15 protein-coding genes are annotated in these 15006 nt (G+C 60.4%); 5 read left to right on the top strand and 10 right to left on the bottom strand.

Annotation, left to right across the window (positions count from 1 at the left end; translation table 11 throughout):
* Positions 1 to 183 precede the first annotated feature (183 nt).
* Together QZZ60_RS06165 and QZZ60_RS06160 are read left to right on the top strand one after the other, a co-directional pair.
* Positions 184 to 1668: an autotransporter outer membrane beta-barrel domain-containing protein gene (locus QZZ60_RS06165; protein ID WP_295639314.1), complete on the top strand. Its 1485-nt coding sequence runs from the start codon at positions 184 to 186 to the stop codon at positions 1666 to 1668.
* Positions 1669 to 1921: 253 nt separating this feature from the next.
* On the top strand, positions 1922 to 2200 hold the full coding sequence (locus QZZ60_RS06160; protein ID WP_295639311.1) for a hypothetical protein: 279 nt from the start codon (positions 1922 to 1924) through the stop codon (positions 2198 to 2200).
* A gap of 246 nt (positions 2201 to 2446) precedes the next feature.
* Here the strand turns inward: QZZ60_RS06160 and QZZ60_RS06155 are convergent, their stop codons facing one another.
* The 8 genes from QZZ60_RS06155 to QZZ60_RS06120 form a co-directional block, all read right to left on the bottom strand.
* The gene (locus QZZ60_RS06155; RefSeq protein WP_295639308.1) at positions 2447 to 2872 is read right to left on the bottom strand and encodes an aspartate carbamoyltransferase regulatory subunit; all 426 of its coding nucleotides are present in this window, start codon (positions 2870 to 2872) and stop codon (positions 2447 to 2449) included.
* A gap of 1 nt (position 2873) precedes the next feature.
* Positions 2874 to 3788, bottom strand: a complete 915-nt coding sequence (pyrB, locus tag QZZ60_RS06150; RefSeq protein WP_295639305.1) for an aspartate carbamoyltransferase — start codon at positions 3786 to 3788, stop codon at positions 2874 to 2876.
* Between the two features lie 4 nt (positions 3789 to 3792).
* Complete coding sequence (gene pyrE, locus QZZ60_RS06145; protein ID WP_295639302.1) at positions 3793 to 4434, bottom strand: orotate phosphoribosyltransferase; 642 nt, start codon at positions 4432 to 4434, stop codon at positions 3793 to 3795.
* Between the two features lie 179 nt (positions 4435 to 4613).
* Positions 4614 to 5321 (bottom strand): orotidine-5'-phosphate decarboxylase, encoded by a 708-nt coding sequence (pyrF, locus tag QZZ60_RS06140; RefSeq protein ID WP_295639300.1) that lies wholly within the window; start codon positions 5319 to 5321, stop codon positions 4614 to 4616.
* The gene (locus QZZ60_RS06135; RefSeq protein ID WP_295639297.1) at positions 5321 to 6232 is read right to left on the bottom strand and encodes a dihydroorotate dehydrogenase; all 912 of its coding nucleotides are present in this window, start codon (positions 6230 to 6232) and stop codon (positions 5321 to 5323) included. The genes pyrF and QZZ60_RS06135 overlap by 1 nt, the downstream gene beginning before the upstream one ends.
* A complete protein-coding gene (locus QZZ60_RS06130) occupies positions 6220 to 6957 on the bottom strand; it encodes a dihydroorotate dehydrogenase electron transfer subunit (protein ID WP_295639294.1) in 738 nt (245 codons plus the stop codon). The genes QZZ60_RS06135 and QZZ60_RS06130 overlap by 13 nt, the downstream gene beginning before the upstream one ends.
* An 88-nt stretch (positions 6958 to 7045) precedes the next feature.
* Entirely contained in the window at positions 7046 to 8314 is a 1269-nt protein-coding gene (locus QZZ60_RS06125) for a dihydroorotase (RefSeq protein WP_295639291.1), read from the bottom strand.
* Between the two features lie 175 nt (positions 8315 to 8489).
* Positions 8490 to 9695, bottom strand: a complete 1206-nt coding sequence (locus QZZ60_RS06120; protein ID WP_295639288.1) for an aspartate aminotransferase family protein — start codon at positions 9693 to 9695, stop codon at positions 8490 to 8492.
* Between the two features lie 269 nt (positions 9696 to 9964).
* On the opposite strand from QZZ60_RS06120, the gene QZZ60_RS06115 reads away from it, so the two are divergent.
* The 3 genes from QZZ60_RS06115 to thiE all read left to right on the top strand — a co-directional run bounded on the left by QZZ60_RS06115 (position 9965) and on the right by thiE (position 12244).
* A complete protein-coding gene (locus tag QZZ60_RS06115) occupies positions 9965 to 10606 on the top strand; it encodes a nucleoside triphosphate pyrophosphatase (RefSeq protein ID WP_295639285.1) in 642 nt (213 codons plus the stop codon).
* Positions 10603 to 11415 carry a hydroxyethylthiazole kinase gene (gene thiM, locus QZZ60_RS06110; RefSeq protein WP_295639282.1) on the top strand — a complete coding sequence of 271 codons (813 nt, stop codon included), beginning with the start codon at positions 10603 to 10605 and terminating at the stop codon, positions 11413 to 11415. Before QZZ60_RS06115 ends, thiM begins: the two co-directional genes overlap by 4 nt.
* 193 nt (positions 11416 to 11608) lie before the next feature.
* Positions 11609 to 12244, top strand: a complete 636-nt coding sequence (thiE, locus tag QZZ60_RS06105; RefSeq protein WP_295639279.1) for a thiamine phosphate synthase — start codon at positions 11609 to 11611, stop codon at positions 12242 to 12244.
* 182 nt (positions 12245 to 12426) lie between these two features.
* Here thiE and QZZ60_RS06100 read toward each other — a convergent pair whose 3' ends face one another.
* On the bottom strand, positions 12427 to 13833 hold the full coding sequence (locus QZZ60_RS06100; RefSeq protein WP_295639276.1) for an MATE family efflux transporter: 1407 nt from the start codon (positions 13831 to 13833) through the stop codon (positions 12427 to 12429).
* 278 nt (positions 13834 to 14111) lie between these two features.
* Positions 14112 to 14843, bottom strand: a complete 732-nt coding sequence (locus QZZ60_RS06095) for a TetR/AcrR family transcriptional regulator (RefSeq protein WP_295639273.1) — start codon at positions 14841 to 14843, stop codon at positions 14112 to 14114.
* Positions 14844 to 15006: the final 163 nt, after the last annotated feature.

Here is a 15006-nt window from a genome sequence, read left to right as displayed (position 1 = left end):
GACAGGGGAGGACTACGCCTCTCTGGACATATCTCTTCCCGCCGATGCCTTCTGGAACGTAGTGCCCTCCAACGTGGTCACAGTAGACGGACGGGGCAGCTACGTCAGCAATCTGACCGGACTTTCGCTCGACGACTCCAGCGTCTATGTGGGAACAACACGCAGCGTCTGGGAAAATAATACATGGAGCGACAACCTCTTTGCGTCCTCCTTTGCACCGCTCTCCCCCACGGACACCCCCCCACGGAACTTCTCATCCGCAACCTTTCCGGCTTCGGCTACTCTTACCTCCGCACCGACATGCAGAAAGACATTTCCGACAGCATACGGATTACCGACACCCTTGCCGGCTCCCATACGCTGCACGTCATGGGCGGCGGTGCGGAACCGAAGGAAAAGCAGACGGAAAGCTATCTGGCAAGAGCCGAAAACAACATAACGGCGACCGGCAACGAATTCTCTCTTGCTCCCGGAAAGGACGGCCTCGAACTGGTCGACATAGGCCTTTACAACTACAGACTGGAAACTTCGGAAAGAAACAGCGGTCGTGAATGGTATCTGGTCAGGGAAAACGAGCCTGCCGTCGACCCCGAAGACCCCGTGGAACCTGATTCCGACGAGCCTGTCATCGACCCCGGCACGGATGATGACGAAAACTCCGGCACGAACGAACCGGAAAGCCCCATACCGCCTCAGGCCGATGTTCCCTCCGGTTCTCTCTCGCCAACCGGTGAAGCCGAAGTCGCGCTTTCCGGTCTCGCCGGGCACTATGCCCTCTGGTACGGCTATCAGACGGATCTGCGCAAGCGCCTCGGAGAGGTCCGCTACGGCACGCAGACCGGCCTGTGGGTGAGGGGCTTTGCCGACAAGGCCCGGCTTGAAGGGCTTGCCGGAACGAGCTTCACACAGAACCTCGTGGGCGGCTCCATAGGCTACGACGCCATGGCTGCCGTGGATGAAACATATATGTGGATTCTCGGCATGCAGATTCGCAGCGTTCATGCCGATCAGAGCACGAGCGGACGCTGGGGCGGATACGGCGACCTGAGCAGCATAGGCGGCGGTCTGTACTCCACCTGGGTGCATTCTGACGGATGGTATGTGGATGCCGTGGCAACCATGGACTGGTTCGACCACGAAATACGCGCCGTCATGCTCAACGGAACGCCCGTGCAGGACGACCGCTCGTCTTACGGCATCGGCGCCTCTCTGGAGGGCGGACGAAAAATAGACTTTGCCTTCAGCAATGAAGGCCGCGACTACTGGTTCCTCGAACCTCAGCTTCAGCTTTCCTGGTTCTGGGTAAGAGGCGGCGACTTTGCCAGCAGCAACGGCATGACCATAGAGCAGAGCGACATGACGTCCCTTACGGGAAGAGCCGGCCTGGTGCTCGGCAGAAAGTTCACGCTGGAAGAACACCGTGGACCCCGCTATGTGCAGCCCTATGTGAAGGCCGGCGTGAACCACGAATTCCTCGGCGAGCAGAAAGCACGCATCAACGGCGTGAACCTGCGCTCCGATCTGGACGGCACCCGCGTATACTACGGTCTCGGCGTCGACTGGCAGGTGACGGACAACATCCGCCTCTACATGCAGGCGGAACGCGAACACGGCGAAAACTTTACCCGCGAATACAACGTGTCTGCGGGATTGAAGTGGCGCTTCTAATCCGACGGGGCGGGCATTTTCCCCGTGTCCGCCCCTTTTTCATGAGGCTTTCATGCGTGCCGCAGCCATGCTGTCATGTCTTGGCATTCTGTGTTTCAGCTCCCCGACCCTTGCGGAAGATGTGAACTTTCCGTCCTGGGGAGCCCCAGTCGCTTCCGTTCTCGCTCAGCGCGCTCTCTCCTCCTTTACCGGAGAAGACAGCAGGAGCCTTCTCTTTTCCGTTCCGGTATACGTTCTGCATGCGGAAGAAAACGTGGACGGACGCCCCTGCTCCGTTCTGTACTCCTTTTGGGAAGGGGCTCTTCTGGAATACATGATTTTCTTTCATGGAGAAAAAGAAGCTCTGTACCGCGAGATCAGAGCGAGTCTTCTGAAAAAACATCTTTTCTATGAAGGCCCATACTTTACCGAAATCAAGGACGCCTTCATCAGCAGGGACGGCTCAACCCTCTACCTGCTGCTCTCAGGCAGAGAAACCATGCTCTATGTGCTGGACGCCGAAACCTATGACAAGTTCCAAAAAGCGCTGTAATACACCGCAGATCCGCAGAGCAACAGCTCGACAGGCTTTTTTTGCCGCGTCTGCGTCATGCCGGACGACGGACGCTTTGCCCCCATCCGACGCTTTTCTGCTTCATGCCCGGCGTCTCCATCCGATACTGCCGTCTGCTCGATCGGAATTTCGCAGGAACGCCTACGACTCTTCACGCCTTTAACTGAACGGGGCGTCCGCAGATGCGGACGCCCCGTATGTCATTTTCACTCACAGACGGCGGAATCAGTCCCCGCCCTTGGCCCTGCTTTCGCAGTAGATGCAGCGGTACACCCGCTTTTCTTTGTCCGTCAGCTTGAATATGTGCGGAAGTTCCTGCTCGGTGGATGTGATGCAGCGGGGATTCCGGCAACGGATGACGTTGGTCACCCTCTCCGGCAGTTCCACGCTGAACTTGCGGTCGAGCTTGCCGTCGCGCACGATGCTCACGGTAATGCCCGGGTCCACATAGCCGAGCACGTCGAAGTTCAGGTCGATGATTTCGTCGATCTTGATGATGTCCTTGCGGCCCATCTTCCGGCTGGTGACGTTCTTGAGCACGGCCACGGAGCACTGGAGCTTGTCGAGATTGAGTATGTGGTACAGCTCCATGCTGCGTCCCGCCCGGATGTGGTCGAGAACGATGCCGTTGGAAATCGCGTCGATGACCATGCTAGTTCACCCCCAGAAGTTTCATGATGAGCGCCATGCGCATGTATTTGCCGTTCAGCACCTGACGGAAGTAGGCGGCTCTCGGGTCCTTGTCCACGGCCACGGATATTTCGTTCACGCGGGGCAGAGGATGCATGATGCACATGTCGTTTCTGGCATTCTTCAGCTTTTCGGGGGTGAGGATATAGCTGTCCTTGAGACGGACGTAATCGGCTTCGTTGAAGAAGCGTTCCTTCTGCACACGGGTCATGTAGAGAACGTCCAGCGCAGGCATGGCGTCCACAAGGTCGGTGGTCTCTTCGTAGACCATGCCGTTCTTCTCCATCACGTCCTTGCAGATGTAGCCTGGCAGACGCAGTTCCTCGGGAGAAATGAGCACGAACTTCACGTTGCTGTAGCGGGACATGGCCGCAATGAGGGAATGCACCGTACGGCCGAACTTGAGGTCGCCGCACAGGCCGATGACAAGATCATCGAGCCTGCCCTTCTCGCGCCAGATGGTAAGAAGGTCGGCCAGCGTCTGGGTGGGATGGTTGTGTCCGCCGTCGCCCGCGTTGATGACGGGTACGGAGGCGTTCATGGCCGCCACGAGCGGAGCGCCTTCCTTGGGATGACGCATGGCGATGATGTCGGCATAGCAGCTCACGACCCTCACGGTGTCGGCTACGCTCTCGCCCTTGGAAGCCGAGGAGCTCTGCGCCTCGGAAACGCCGAGCACGTTGCCGCCGAGCTCGTACATGGCGGCCTCGAAGCTGAGACGGGTACGGGTGGAAGGCTCGAAGAACAGCGTGGCAAGCTTCTTGCCGCGGCACTTCTGCGCGTACTTTCCGGGATCGGCGATGATGTCGAGGGCCGTGGCCAGAAGCTTTTCAATGTCCTGAGTCGAGAGATCCCGGATGTCGATAACGCTTTTCATACCGTTACGCTCCGATCCAGCTCTCGTCGGAAGGATTGTTGCGGAAGGCGATGAGACGCGCCACGTCTTCCTTGCGGATGTACCCCGTTTCCGCAGCCACGGCGGCGACGGTGTCGAAGTTGGTGAGGCTTACGTTCTTCACGCCGGCCTCGGCAAGGCGGTCGAGCCCCTTCTTCATGCCGTAGGTGAAGATGCTGGCCACGCCGAGCACGTCCGCACCCGCCTCGCGCAGCACCTTGACCACTTCCAGCACGCTGCCGGCCGTGGAAATGAGATCTTCGATCACCACGACCTTCTGACCGGGTTCAAGACGGCCTTCGATCTGGTTGCCGCGGCCGTGATCCTTGGCGCTGGAACGCACATAGCCCATGGGCATGCCCATGATGTGGCCCACGATGGCCGCGTGGGCAATGCCCGCGGTGCTCGTGCCCATGAGCACTTCGCATTCGGGATATTCCTCGCGCACCACGGCGGCGAGGGCGTTTTCCACGTCATTGCGCACTTCAGGGGCGGTCAGGGTAAGACGGTTGTCGCAGTAAACGGGGCTCTTGATGCCGCTCGCCCAGATGAAGGGTTCGTCGGGACGGAAAAAGACCGCCTTGATGGAAAGCAGATCCTTGGCAATGAGCTTTTCGCGAGACTCCATGAGGATGGCTCCTTATAGCTGAGGTACGGCCTGCGCCCTGCCGGGCGAAGGCTGAAAAAGGACAGGCGTCGAAGAGGGACGGAACACGCGGCACGGGAAAGGCCGGACGGAATGCGCGTTCTGCAGACTCCCGGCCGGAGACTTCGTGACCGGCCGAAAGAGGCGTCCCTTTTCCGGTGCTATCCGAGAAATTCCCTGACGCAGCGGCGATAGGCCGCCACGGGATCGTCGGCCTGCGTGATGGGACGGCCCACCACGATGAAATCGGACCCGAGTTCGCGGGCGCGCGCAGGCGTGGTCACGCGCACCTGATCGCCCTTGTCGCCGTCGGCAAAACGCACGCCGGGGGTCACGGTAAGGAAGTCGCCACCGCACGCTTCGTGCACTTTTCCCGCCTCAAGCGGAGAACACACCACGCCGTCGAGTCCGGCCGCACGGGCACGGGAGGCGTAGTGCATGACCACTTCCTCCATGGGGCGTTCGATGAGCAGATCCTCGCGCATTCTTTCTTCACTCGTGGACGTGAGCTGCGTGACGGCGATGAGAAGCGGACGGGTGCCGTCGGCACGGGTGAGGCCCTTCAGAGCCTCCTCCATCATGGGCACGGTGCCTGCGGCGTGCAGATTGCACATGTCCACATCAAGCGCAGACAGCACCGCCATGGCCTTGCGCACGGTGTTGGGGATGTCGTGCAGCTTGAGGTCAAGAAAGATGCGGTGTCCCCGGGCCTTCACGGCGCGCACGATGTCGGGGCCTTCGGCATAGTAAAGTTCCATGCCTATCTTCACGAAGGGCTTTTCTTCGGTGAAAAGACCGAGAAAGTCCATGACTTCCGCTCTGCTGCTGAAGTCGCAGGCCACCATGACGTCCTTTTTGAGATTACGCATCAGTGCGCTCCTCCGATGATGTCCCTGAGGGAGCTTATGCCGTACTGCGCCATGACGGAAGGCAGATCGGCCAGAATTTTCGGACAGGCCCACGGATCGACCAGGTTGGCCGCCCCCACTTCCACGGCCGTGGCACCCGCAAGCATCATTTCCACCACGTCGCGCGCCGAGCTTATGCCGCCCATGCCTATGATGGGCAGCTTTACGGCCTCATACACCTGATAGACCATGCGCAGTGCCACCGGCAGTATGGCACTGCCGGAGAATCCGCCCATCTTGTTGGCGATGACGGGCTTTTTCGTGCGCAGATCGATGCGCATTCCGAGCAGCGTGTTGATGAGGCTTATGCCGTCGGCTCCTGCCTCGGCTGCCGCGGCCGCAAGAGGAACGATGTCCGTAACGTTGGGCGAGAGCTTCACGTACACGGGCTTTTTGGTCACGGCCTTCACGGCCTTCGTCACGGCGGATATGCCGAGAGGATCGGTACCGAAGCTCATGCAGCCGTTGTGCACGTTGGGACAGCTCACGTTCAATTCGATGAGTCCCACCTGGTCTTCTCCGTCGATGCGCGCGCAGCACTCGGCGTATTCATCCACGGAAAATCCGCCGATGTTGGCGATGACCTTCTTGTGGAAGCATTTCTTCAGGCGGGGCAGCTCTTCGGAAATGACGCGGTCTATGCCGGGATTCTGCATGCCGACGGCGTTGATCATGCCGGCGGGAGTCTCCGCTATGCGCGGCGTGGGATTGCCGAAGCGGGGCTCAAGAGTGGTTCCCTTGAAGGAGAAGGAGCCGAGCATGTTGATGTCGTAGAGCTCGGCGAACTCATGACCGTAACCGAAGGTGCCGCTTGCCGGAATGATCGGGTTGTCGAGTTCCAGCCCGCTGAGCGCAACTTTCATATCTGCCATTCCAGCACCTCCTTGTCGAACACGGGTCCGTCCTTGCACACGCGCCTGCTGCCTTCCTTCGTCATGATGCTGCAGCCCATGCACGCACCGAATCCGCAGCCCATGCGCTCCTCAAGGCTGAACTCTCCGCCCTTGCCCTGCACGGCCTTGTAGAGGGCGCGAAGCATGGGCATGGGGCCGCAGCTGTACACATAGCTGAAATGTTCGGGAAGCGCGTCGGTCACAAAACCCTTCACGCCCACGCTTCCGTCCACCGTGGTCACGATGACGCGAGCGCCCGCCTCTTCGAACTCACGGGCATAGAAGATCTCGTCGGCCTTGTTGAAGCCGAGAATGACCGTGACCGCACGGCCCGCGGCAATGAGCTTCTTCGCCAGATTGAACAGCGGGGGCACGCCCACGCCGCCGCCCACAAGAAGAGGAGCGTCGCCGCCTTTTTCCGCGTCGAAGCCGTGGCCGAGTCCGACAAGAACGTCGAGGCTCTCGCCTTCCTTCATTCGTGCCATGGCGTCCGTGCCCTGCCCCACGACTTTATAAATAAGGGTGATGGTCTTCTCGTCATAGTCGCACACCGATATGGGACGGCGCAGGAAAAAGCCCGGCAGGCTGATTTCCACAAACTGCCCCGGCATGGTCATGGCCGACGTGTCGCCGGAAAGCACCATGCGGTACACGTCCTTCGTGAGCGGCGTATGCTCGATTATCGTATAGATTCCCTGTTTCATGCTGGCTCCGCACATGAGGTTTTCTGTTTGCAGAGGAAAGTTCCCGCCCCGTGGGAGCGGAAGAAAAGCCCCGTTTGCATGAGGGCTCTCACGCCTTTTCGTTCCAGGCCTCCTCGCCGCCTGCGAGCGTGAGCACGCAGCGGCCGAAAAGCGTTTCGCCTTCAAAGGGCGTGGCGCGGCCCTTGCTGAGAAATTCCCGGGGATCCACCACCCACTCGCGGGAGAGATCGAACACGGCAAGATCCGCCCTCTGCCCCTCCTCCAGAAACGCTCCGATGCCGAAGCGCTTCGCAGGATTGACGGACATGAGTTCCACAAGCTTTTCCAGGGTGATCCGCCCGGTCTTCACAAAATGGGTATACATGACGGCAAAGGCCGTTTCCAGACCGACTACGCCCATGGCGCTGCGCTCGAGCCCTTTGTTCTTGGCATCGGCTTCGTGCGGCGCGTGGTCCGTGGCTATCATGCTCACGGTACCGTCAAGAATGCCCTCGATGAGCGCTTCCCTGTCCTTCTCGGAGCGAAGGGGCGGATTCATCTTGAAGCGGCCGTTCTCCTGAAGATCCCTGTCGCAGAGCACGAGATAATGAGGACCTGTCTCGCAGGTGACGTCCACGCCTTCGGCTCTTGCCCGGCGTATGATGTCCACGCTCTGCATCGTGGAAATGTGGCAGGCGTGATAGCGTACCCCCGTTTCCTTCGCAAGCTCCACGTCGCGCGCCACCTCGCCCCACTCGCTCTCCGAGCAGATGCCGCGGTGACCATGCGCGCGGGCGTATTCGCCGTCGTGAATCCAGCCGCCCGTAAGCAGCGCGTTCACCTCGCAGTGCGCGGCGATGATCTTGCCGAGCTCCTTTGCCTTCTTCATGGCGGCGCGCATCATTTCCCCGTCCTGCACGCCGCGGCCGTCGTCGGAAAAGCCGGCCACAAAAGGAGCCATGCCTTCCATGTCGGAAAGCTCGCGCCCCTCCTCCTCCATGGTGATGGTGCCGTAGGGCAGCACATGAATCACGGCGTCGCGCCGGATGATCTCAAGCTGCTTTTCCAGATGCTCCACGGTATCGGGCGCGGGGTTGAGGTTGGGCATGGTGCACACCGTGGTGTAGCCGCCGTGCGCGGCCGCAAGAGAGCCCGTACGGATGGTCTCCTTGCATGAAAAACCCGGCTCACGGAAATGCACATGGACATCCACGAGGCCGGGAACAATGCAACACCCGCTCATATCGGACTCGGATACCCCCTCCAGAGGAGGAAGCTGCGGAGCAATGCGCTCTATCCTGCCGTTTCTGATGAGCACATCGTTCTTCGCAAAACCGGAAGGACGGTACACCATGGCATTTCTCAGGACGCGATCCATGAAAACTCCTCAGAGCGTTTCTGTTGTTACGGGGCGGAGAACGCCGGAGGCAAAGACGCCTCGCGGACGTTCCACTGAAAGTCCTGTCCCTCTGAGGACAGAAACCGACCGGATCCGGGTGCCCTTCCCTCCCGGAAGCGCCGAAAAAAAGCCCGGCCCGAAGGCCGGGCGAACATTACGCCATCCGACGGAGCACGTCTTCCAGCGTTTCGGTAAAGGCTTCAAGATCGGCCTCGTCGATGGTGAGCGGAGGCAGAAGACGAAGCGTGGGACCGTAGGTAAGGTTGAGAATGAAACCGCGATACATGAGCTCAAGCCACACCGCCTTTGCCTTCTCGTCGGACATCTCAAGCTCCACGCCGATGAGAAGTCCCATGCCGCGCACGTCGCGGATCACGCCGGGCAGCTTTTCGCCAAGGGCGCGGAAGCGGGCGCGGGCGCGATCGCCGAGAGCGGCGGCGCGTTCCACAAGATGGTCGCGCTCCATGATCTCGAGGACCTTGAGCCCCACGGCCGTCACCAGCGCGCCGCCGCCGAAGGTGGTGGCGTGGCTGCCGTAGTCAAAGCCCTGCGCCACTTCATCGGTGGCCATCATGGCTCCGAGCGGCAGACCGTTGGCCATGGACTTGGCGCTCGTGAACACGTCGGGTTCAAGCCTGAAATTCTGGAAGCCCCACCATTTTCCGCTGCGGCCCATGCCTGCCTGCACTTCGTCGCACATGACGAGCACGCCGTGACGGCGGCAGATGTCCACGATGCCGTCGGCATATTCCTGCGTGACGGGAATGATGCCGCCCTCGCCCTGAATGGCTTCAAAGAGCACGGCCGCCGTGGTGGGCTTAATGGCCCTTTCCAGCGCGTCAAGATCGCCCCACGGCACGCGGCCGAAACCGGGCGTTTCCGGCTCGAATCCTTCCGTGTGCTTGCCCGTGGCGGCAAGCGTGGCCAGAGTGCGCCCGTGGAAGCAGTTCGTGAGCGTGATGACTTCCCAGGCATCGCGCCCCTTCACCACGCGCTGATAGCGCCTCGCTATCTTGATGGCGGCCTCGTTGCTCTCGGCACCCGAGTTGCAGAAGAACACCTTGCCCGCATGACTCGTGGAAAGCAGCTTTTCGGCATAATCGAGCTGTTCTTCCTGATAGAAAAGATTGCTCACATGAACGAGCTTTCGCGACTGCCTTTCCAAGACCTCGGCTATTTCCTCGTTGCAGTGGCCGAGACCGATGACGGCGATGCCGGCCAGAAGGTCGACATATTCCTTGCCGTCCACATCCCAGAGGCGGGCGCCCTTGCCTCGGACTATGCCCAGCGGATAGCGCGAGTACGTCCGGCACATAAAGGCCTTTTCCCTTTCCTTCAGTCTTTCGAAAGCTTCGCTCATCGTCTGATTTCCCCATGAAACTTGTTTTTTCCCGCGCCGCCACACCGCAGACGCAAGGAACGCGGGTATCATATACTATTAATGCAAAGTAGCCAAGAGCGGCCTTTGCCCTCCCCCGGGATTGCTTTTTATGCGGGAGGAGCTGATAGTCGGCTCCGAAACAATATTCCCGCATTCCGTCCCGGCGGAAAACACGCACGTCATGCCCGGGCGGGAGCGACTTTTCGCGCACTGCCGCGCACCCTTCATACTTTTTTACGGATGTTTTCATGACAAGCGCCTTTACCATGCTTCGCCCCCTCGTTCTGGCTTCAGGCTCGCCGAGACGCCGCGCCTTTCTTGAAGGCGTGGGCCTTTGCTTCGACGTTCTGCCCGCCTCCTGTCCTGAACCGCGCCCCCTTCCCGGCGAAGATCCCCGCGCCTATGCGGCGCGATGTGCCGAGGCCAAGGCACGTTTCGTGCTCGGCACGCTTTCCTCGCGCACGGATCGTCCGGCCGTGCTCTCGGCCGACACCATCGTCATCCTGCGCGATGAGCACGGAGCCTCCATTCTTGGAAAACCGAAGGATCGGGACGACGCGGTGGCCATGCTCTCCCGACTTTCCGGCCGCACGCACGAGGTGGTGACCTCCTGCTGCCTTGCCATGGACGATCATGCGGAATGCTTCGACGACATGACGGAAGTCTCCTTCGCTCCCTGGCCTCTTTCCGTTCTCGAGGCCTATGCCGACAGCGGCGACCCTCTGGACAAGGCCGGTTCCTACGGCATACAGGACGGAGGGGCCTTTCTCGTCAGCGGCCTCAAGGGATCCTGGTCCACGGTGGTGGGCCTTCCTCTCGACATCGTGCTGGAACGTCTGCTCAAAGCCGGCGTTCTCGGACTGAACGACTTTTCCCGGGAGCTTTCATGAAAGAGAATATCCTGAACGCCATCCATGCCGTGTACAAAAGCGTGCCGCTCGTGCACAGCATCACCAACTTCGTGGTCATGCAGGTTTCGGCCAACGCCCTGCTCGCCGCCCATGCCTCACCGCTCATGGCGCACGCCGCCGAAGAAATGGACGATCTCACGAACATCGACTCCGCCCTTGTGCTCAACATAGGCACGCTCGACCCGCACTGGATCGACAGCATGGAGCTTGCCGGAACGCTCATGAAGAAGAAGGGCAAACCCGTAGTGCTCGATCCCGTGGGAGCCGGAGCCTCGTCCCTCCGCACCCGCTCCGCCCTGCGTCTGCTCGACACGGTGCGGCCCGACATTCTGCGCGGCAACGCCTCGGAAATCATGGCTCTTGCCGCCGAAATCCGCTCTGCCGACAAGGTGGCCACCAAGGGCGTGGACAGCCGCAACAGCAGCGACGAAGCACTCGACTCCGCACACGCTCTGGCGGAACGCTTCGGCTGCACGGTGAGCGTGAGCGGCGTGCGCGACCTTGTCACCGACGGGAAAACCGATCTCGTGGTGGAAGGCGGCTCTGCCCTCATGCCGCTCGTCACGGGCATGGGCTGTTCGGCCTCTGCCGTCACCGGAGCCTACGCCGCAGCCTGCAAGGACAGCCTTACGGCCGCAGCCGCAGCCATGGCCGTCATGGCCTCGGCAGGCGAAAAGGCCGGAGCCCGAGCCATGGGACCGGGAAGTTTTCTCCCCGCCTTTCTGGACGAACTCTATCTGCTGGCCCCCGAAGACGCGGCCAGAAGAGTGCACCGCCTCGAGGCGTAGACCGCTCCTTCCCCGGGCGCTCCCTTTCGCAAAAACGACGCGTTGCCGCGCTTCATGTTCTGCGCCGAAACGTTCGGCATCTGCGGCATGGAGTGCGGCTCCGCCGTGCCTGCCGGGCCGGTTCGGAAAACGTTGCCGGCCTGCGTCGCCGTCATTACAAACGCCCCTGCCGGGGCTTTCCACGAAGGATGCCATGAACTGGAGAAAGCATACCGACTACCGTGTCTATCTCGTCACGGACCGGGAACTCTGTCTCGGCCGCAGTCTGGAGGATGTGGTGCTCGCCGCCGTGCGCGGAGGAACCGGAGCCGTGCAGCTTCGGGAAAAGCAGGCCTCAGGCCGCGAGTTTCTTGCCCTTGCGCGCGCTCTTGTCGCCGCACTTCAACCTCGAGGCATTCCGCTCATCATCAACGACAGAGCCGACATAGCCCTTGCCTCGGGCGCAGCCGGCCTGCACGTGGGACAAAGCGACCTGCCGCCCGAAGACGCCCGCCGCCTCATGGGGCCGGACGCCATCGTAGGACTCTCCGTGGAAACACGGGAAGAGCTGCTGGCCGCAGAATCGCTCGACATCGACTACGTAGGCGTGAGCCCCATATTCGCCACGCCCACCAAAACCGACACCCATGAACCCTGGGGTCTCGACGGTCTTCGCTGGGCGAGGGAGCATTCCCCCCTCACCCTGGTCGCCATAGGCGGCATCCATAAGGACAACGCCGCCGAAGTCGTGGCCGCAGGGGCGCACAGTCTGGCCGTGGTCTCGGAACTGTGTTCCGCTCCCGACCCTGAAAAGGCGGCACGCAATCTTCTGTCCGTCTTTGAGAACTGACCGGCCCCTCCCGTTTCGCAAACGCTCCGCGACCGTGCCCCGCATCTTCGTCCGGGACGCCTCCGCACCAAGAGACCCGACGGACCTTCCGACGCCTCCATGACATTCAAGGCCGCGCCTTCCCGAAGGAAAGCGCGGCCTTCATTGCGTCCGTCACGACGCTTCATGCATGAAAAACGTTCTTAGAACTGCTTGGGCTTGAAGAACTTGGACGGCGGCTTGCACTCGGGGTCTCCCTGCATGCACGGATTGTCTTCGGCGCGAAGCGCGAGCCTGAGGAAGAAGAAGGCCACCATGCAGCCGGTGAAGTCGGCCAGAGGAATGCTCAGCCACACGCCGTCGAGTCCGAAGATGGCGGGCATCACCAGAAGAGCGGGCACGAGACATATCATCTGACGGCACAGCGACACGATGCTGGCGATCTTGGCCTGACCTATGGACTGGAAATAGGTGCCTATGATGATCTGCGGTCCCACGAAGATGAACAGGCCGCCCATGATGCGCAAAGCCTTTGCGGAGACTTCGACGAGAGGTCCGTGATCGGTGAAGATGCGCACCAGAAATTCAGGGAAGAACCACGAGCCGAACATGCCCGCGGCAGTAATGACCGTGGCGCTGAGCATGCCGTACTTGAGAGCCTGACGCACGCGGTCGGGACGCTTGGCGCCGAAGTTGAAGCCGATGATGGGCTGCATGCCCTGACCGAGACCGATGACGCTCATGGCAAAGAGCATGAGCAGCCGGTTGACGATGCCGAACGCACCTATGGCGAGATCGCCTCCGTGATCCTGAAGAGCACGGTTGATGAGCACGACCACGATGCAGCCGCAGAAGTTGATGAGGAAGGGCGCCATGCCTATGGCCACGATCTTGCGCATGGCCTCCCACTTCAGCTTCCAGATGTCCTTCTGGAAGTGAATGAGCGAACTCTTGCGGCAAAAATGCGCCACAAGCCACAGGACCGACATGGCCTGACCGGCGATCTGCGCCCAGGCCGCGCCGTACATTCCCCACTTCCACCAGTAAATGAAGATGGGAGAGAACACGACGATGCCGAGGGAGGACAAAAGGGCCGTCATCATGGCCGTCTTGGGATATCCCGTGGCGCGCACGAGATAGTTGAAGCCGAGCATGAGGAAGCCGAGAGGCGAAAGCAGGATCAGGGGCACCATGAACTCATGGGCCAGATGCAGCGTCTCGCCGCTCGCTCCGAAGAACATGAGCAGCGGATCAAGAAAGAGCCAGAACGCCAGACCGAAGAGCACACCGAAAAAAATTTCAAGCAGCACGGAATGCCCCAGCATGCTGCGGGCCTTGTCCATGTCCTTGCGGCCGAGTTCAATGGAGCAGAGCGCGGCGCAGCCCACGGCGACGAGCTGGCAGAACGCCATGAGCAGGTTCACTATGGGAAAGGTGACAGCCATGGCCGCAAGGGCGAGATGCCCGACGCCGTACCCGATGAAGATGCTTGATATGATCTGGTTGAGGGCTACGACGACCATGCCCAGAATGGCAGGAATGGAATACTCGAGAAGAAGGCGTCCGACGCCCTTCGTTCCCATCTCGTTGGCATTCTGACTCTGACTCATAATTTCCCCCGAAGTTCTGAAACGCCGTCGGCACGCCGACGCATGAGACGACGCGTCGACGCCAAAAATCCCGCACCCCAAAAGCGCCGGAAGGCTCCTTTTTTCGACGGAATTGACCGGCGACCGCGAAATGCGGCCGCAACCCTTCAGAAACAATGATGAACTATAGTCGCACAAGCAAAAGGCGACACAAAGAAAAAGCGCGAATCAAATCAACGCCGGGGCGTATATTCACAAAGTCGGAGCATAAAGGCAAGCGTCTTCTTTTCCCTTTTCTCTCATGAGGCCTTCAGGCGGCGTCGGGTTCTGGGAGCGGGTTCCTTCCCGGCATCATCATCTTCCCCGACGGAGACGCTCTCTTCCTTTTCCTCTGCGCTCTTCCGCTTCAGGCAGGCCAGCCCGCTCTTTCTCGGTCCTTCATTAAGGAAGGGCATGGGAGAATCCCAGTCCAGAAGCGTGACTCCTATAAGATAGGAAACCCAGGCGGCATACTCTTCCGACGACCAGTTGAGCATCTTGGTAAGACGCCTGTGCATGCCGGGAGTGCTGATGCTCCAGTACAGCTCCGCCGCACGCTCTTCGGAAAGACCGGGACGAAGCATGCCGTCTTCGGCCATCTTGTGCACGGACTTGCGGCATTTTTCCAGAAGCATCATGCTCTGATCGTATTCCTGCTCGGCAAACTCCGGCGACAGCACGCTCATGCCGCGGATGATGTCGAACACGGGCATGGCGTCTTCCATGAGCACCGACATGAAATGGCCTATCTCGCGCACGCGCTCCTTGCCCGTCATGATCTGGGGAATGGAGTCGCGCAGCTTGTCATACTTCTTGGCCTCCACGGTGGTTTCCAGAATGGCCGCGAGAACGCCCTTCTTCGAGCCGCACACGGCATAGACGGTCTGCGGCGCCACGCCGGCCTCGCGGGCTATGGACTCCAGCGTCATGTCCGCATAGCCCTTTTCCTTCATGAGCTGCATGGCGGCCGCGACAATGCGGGCTTTCGTCACATTTGCCTGCTCCTTCCTGCGGGGAGAGTGATAGGCGCGCGTCTTTTTGACAGGCTTCGCGGCGACATCTTCTGCGGCTTTTCTGGCCATGTAGCGTTCCTCAATATTGAATAGAATTAAATAATATGAAGTGAGCTTACCCTATCAATTCCCGAGAAGCAAT

Origin of the sequence: uncultured Mailhella sp. (assembly GCF_905187505.1) — a bacterium.
Lineage (GTDB): Bacteria > Desulfobacterota > Desulfovibrionia > Desulfovibrionales > Desulfovibrionaceae > Mailhella.
Note: the sequence above shows the minus strand (reverse complement) of the source record. Positions and strands in the feature narration are given on the sequence as shown.